Annotated in this window: 3 protein-coding genes, 1 pseudogene and 1 riboswitch; of the genes and pseudogenes, 2 read left to right on the forward strand and 2 right to left on the reverse strand. The window is 72.6% G+C overall.

The genetic code is table 11. The features are described from left to right. Positions 1–502, reverse strand: a pseudogene (locus tag AC2CHG_RS30450) (ornithine cyclodeaminase family protein); the annotation flags it as partial. 96 nt (positions 503–598) lie between these two features. Then, positions 599–664: riboswitch (guanidine-III (ykkC-III) riboswitch) on the forward strand. Between the two features lie 59 nt (positions 665–723). Here AC2CHG_RS30450 and AC2CHG_RS30455 point away from each other — a divergent pair. Together AC2CHG_RS30455 and AC2CHG_RS30460 are read left to right on the forward strand one after the other, a co-directional pair. After that, entirely contained in the window at positions 724–1038 is a 315-nt protein-coding gene (locus tag AC2CHG_RS30455) for a DMT family transporter (RefSeq protein ID WP_355506994.1), read from the forward strand. An 87-nt stretch (positions 1039–1125) separates the two neighbouring features. Continuing rightward, positions 1126–1371 (forward strand): hypothetical protein, encoded by a 246-nt coding sequence (locus AC2CHG_RS30460; protein WP_484526104.1) that lies wholly within the window; start codon positions 1126–1128, stop codon positions 1369–1371. Between the two features lie 61 nt (positions 1372–1432). Here the strand turns inward: AC2CHG_RS30460 and AC2CHG_RS30465 are convergent. Further along, positions 1433–3759: FtsK/SpoIIIE family DNA translocase (locus tag AC2CHG_RS30465; RefSeq protein WP_484526105.1), on the reverse strand; the 2327-nt coding region annotated here is incomplete at its 5' end.

The raw sequence follows: 3759 nt of genomic DNA on the forward strand, positions 1-3759 counted from the left end.
GCTCGGCGCGGACCCGCGCGGCGAACGCGTCCCGCCGGGCCGCCGAGCGGCTGAACACCGTCACCTCGCGCAGCGGCCGGACCGCCGCCGCGGCCCAGACCTGGGTCCACGCCTGCCGCCCGGACCCCACCACGCCGAGGGTGGCGGCGTCCGCGCGGGCCAGGGCGTCCACCGCCACGCCACCGAGTCCTCCGGTACGCCGGGAGCCGAGTTCCTCGCCGACGGCGATGGCGCGTACCGCGCCGGTGGTCGCGTCGTGCAGCACGACGAGCTGACCGCTCTCCGGGTGGCCGAACGTGTCGTACGAGCGGAAGCCGTACCACTGCCCGGTGAGGTGCCCGGCGGTGAGCACCATCCGGCCCCCGCCCAGCGGCGCGGACGCCCGGGGCGGGGCGATGAGCCGCCCGGCGTGCGCGGCCAGCAGCGCGTCGCGCATGGCCGCGACGGTGAGCGGGGCGTCCACGGCGGCCGCGACGTCGTCGTCGGAGAAGAGCAGGGTCATGGCATCCATCCTGCAACTTGAAGTTGACGTCAACTCCACCCATGGTGGGCTTTCTCACCCCGCCGCCGGTCCGGCCCGCCCGGTGCTACCGTCGGCCACGACGGCCCGCGGGCCGTCCCGGACGAGTGGTGGGCGTACCCGGTCAGGCCAAGACGCCCCGCGTGACCCAACCGCCGCCCGGCCCGCTCCGCGCCGGGCCCGCCCGTCAGAGGTGATGTCCCATGGCCTGGATCGTGCTGGTGATCTCCGGACTCCTGGAGACCGCGTGGGCGATCGCGCTTGATCGCAGCGCCGGCTTCACCCGTCCGCTCCCCTCCGCCGTCTTCGCCGTCACCCTGGTGGCGAGCATGGGCGGCCTGGCGTACGCGCTGCGCGACATCCCGGTCGGCACCGGCTACGCGGTGTGGGTCGGCATCGGTGCTGTGGGTACCGCGCTGGTCGGGATGCTCGCGCTCGGCGAGCCGGTCAACCTGCCGCGCGTGGCGTGCCTGCTGCTGGTGGTGGCCGGTGTGATCGGACTGAAGTTGTTCGCCTGATCGATGCCGCATCCGGTTTGGACGGTGCGGCGCCCGGGGTACCGGATCTTCCGTTGACCGGTAGCGAGATCACCCACGGAGGAAACCATGGCCGACATCCACGCCGCCGCCCGTCCGCGCACCAACGCCGCCCGGATCTGCACGATCATCGCGTTCGTCTTCGCGGCCCTCGCGATCTTCATCCTGCCGCCGCTGTTCGGCCTGGTCGGCCTCGTGCTCGGCATCGTCGGCGCGGTCCTCGGTGACAAGCCGCTGGGCTGGTACGCCGCTGCCGCGAGTGTCGCCGGCGCCGTGATCGGCATGATCATCAGCTACGTGGTCCTCACCAACTGAGACCGCCGAACCGCGAACGGGCCCGCCGGGACGACCGGCGGGCCCGTTCGCGTGTACGGGGTCAGTCCTCGCCGCCGCGCAGGCCGGCCAGGACCTCCTCCAGCTCGTCCGGCTTGACCAGCACGTCGCGGGCCTTGGAGCCCTCCGACGGGCCGACCACGCCCCGGGTCTCCATCAGGTCCATCAGCCGGCCCGCCTTGGCGAAGCCGACCCGCAACTTACGCTGGAGCATCGAGGTCGACCCGAACTGCGAGGTGACCACCAGCTCGACCGCCTGCACGAGCAGGTCCAGGTCGTCGCCGATGTCCTCGTCGATCTTCTTCTTGCTGTCCTGCGCCGGGGCGAGCACGTCCGGGCGGAACTCCGGCTCGCGCTGGTCCTTGCAGAACTTCACCACGTCGGCGATCTCGCGCTCGGTGACCCAGGCGCCCTGGATGCGCTGCGGCTTCGACGCGCCCATCGGCAGGAACAGGCCGTCGCCGCGGCCGAGCAGCTTCTCCGCGCCCGGCTGGTCCAGGATGACCCGGGAGTCGGCGAGGGAGGAGGTGGCGAACGCGAGCCGGGACGGCACGTTCGCCTTGATCAGGCCGGTGACCACGTCGACCGAGGGCCGCTGGGTCGCGAGCACCAGGTGGATGCCGGCGGCCCGGGCGAGCTGGGTGATCCGGACGATGGAGTCCTCCACGTCGCGCGGCGCGACCATCATCAGGTCGGCCAGCTCGTCCACGATCACCAGCAGGTACGGGTACGGCCGCATCTCCCGCTCGCTGCCCGGCGGCGCCTTGATCTCGCCGTTGCGCACCTTGCGGTTGAAGTCGTCGATGTGCCGGACCCCGTTGGCGGCGAGGTCGTCGTAGCGCATGTCCATCTCGCGGACGACCCACTCCAGCGAGTCGGCCGCCTTCTTCGGGTTGGTCACGATGGGCGTGACCAGGTGCGGGATGCCCTCGTAGCCGGTCATCTCGACCCGCTTCGGGTCGATCAGCAGCAGCCGCACCTCGTCCGGCGTCGCACGGGTCAGGATCGACACCAGCAGCGAGTTGAGGCAGGACGACTTGCCCGCGCCGGTCGCGCCCGCGATCAGGATGTGCGGCATCTTCGCGAGGTTTGCGACCACGTAGCCGCCCTCGATGTCCTTGCCGAGCGCCACCACCATCGGGTGGTGGTCGCTCGTCGCCTCGCGCGAGCGCAGCACGTCGCCGAGCGACACGTTCTCCGGGTCGGTGTTCGGGATCTCCACACCGACCGCGCTCTTGCCCGGGATCGGGCTGAGGATGCGCACGTCCGGCGACTTCACCGCGTACGCGATGTTGCGGGACAGCTGGGTGATCCGCTCGACCTTGACGCCCGGGCCCAGCTCCACCTCGTACCGGGTGACTGTCGGGCCGCGGGTGAAGCCGGTGACGGCGGCGTCCACGTCGAACTGCTCGAAGACGCCGGTGAGCGCCGCGATCACCTCGTCGTTGGCCTTGCTGCGGCTCTTCGGCTTGGCGCCGCTGCCGAGCAGGTTCGCCGGCGGCAGCGTGTAGTCGCCGGCCAGCCCGGTCAGCGCGAGCTGCTCGGCGCGGGTGGGCAGCGGCGAGTGCTCCGGCGGCTCGACCGGCTTGCGGTTCGCCGGCACCTTGGGCGGCTTGCGCGGCAGCACCAGCGTCTCCTGGAGGTCGACGCCCGCCAGCTCGTCGTCCGGGTCCAAGGGCTCCAGCGGCGGCGGCATCCGCTTCGCGGGCCGCTTGCGGGCCGGCTTCGCCGGCGCCTCGTCCTCGGCGAACTCCTCGTCGGCGTCGGCCCCGGCCGGGTCGGCGCGCAGGCCGAGCCGCTCCGGGATCTTGTTGATCGGCGTCGCGGTGACCACGAGCAGGCCGAACACCAGCAGCAGGAGCAGCAGCGGCATGGCCACCCAGGCGGTCACCGCCGACTTCAGCAGGTCACCCACGCCGGCGCCGATCAGGCCACCCGCGAAGTCACGCTGGACCTCGTCGACCGGGTTCTGCCCGATGTGCAGCATCGCGGCGGTCGCCAGCATCATCGAGCCCCAGCCGACCAGGCCGCGACCGCGGTGCTCGGGATCGGCCGGGGTCCGCATCAGCCGCCACGCGCCGACCATGAACAGCACCGGAAGGATTATCGAGATGGCACCGATGAACAGCCGTACGGTGTCGGCCAGGTGCCGGCCCACCGGCCCGGCCCCGCCGCCCCAGATGCCCACCGCGCTGAGGATGGCCAGGCCGAACAGCAGCAGCCCGGCGCCGTCGCGGCGGTGCTCCGGATCCAGCTCCCGGGTGGACGCGGCCTGCCGCCCGGCGGCCCGGAACGTCCAGCCGACCGTGTGGGCCAGTCCCATCCAGACGGCGCCGACCGCCCGGCCGACGAACGCGGCCGGGCTCGGCC

Source organism: Micromonospora sp. ATLC20, from assembly GCF_057196585.1.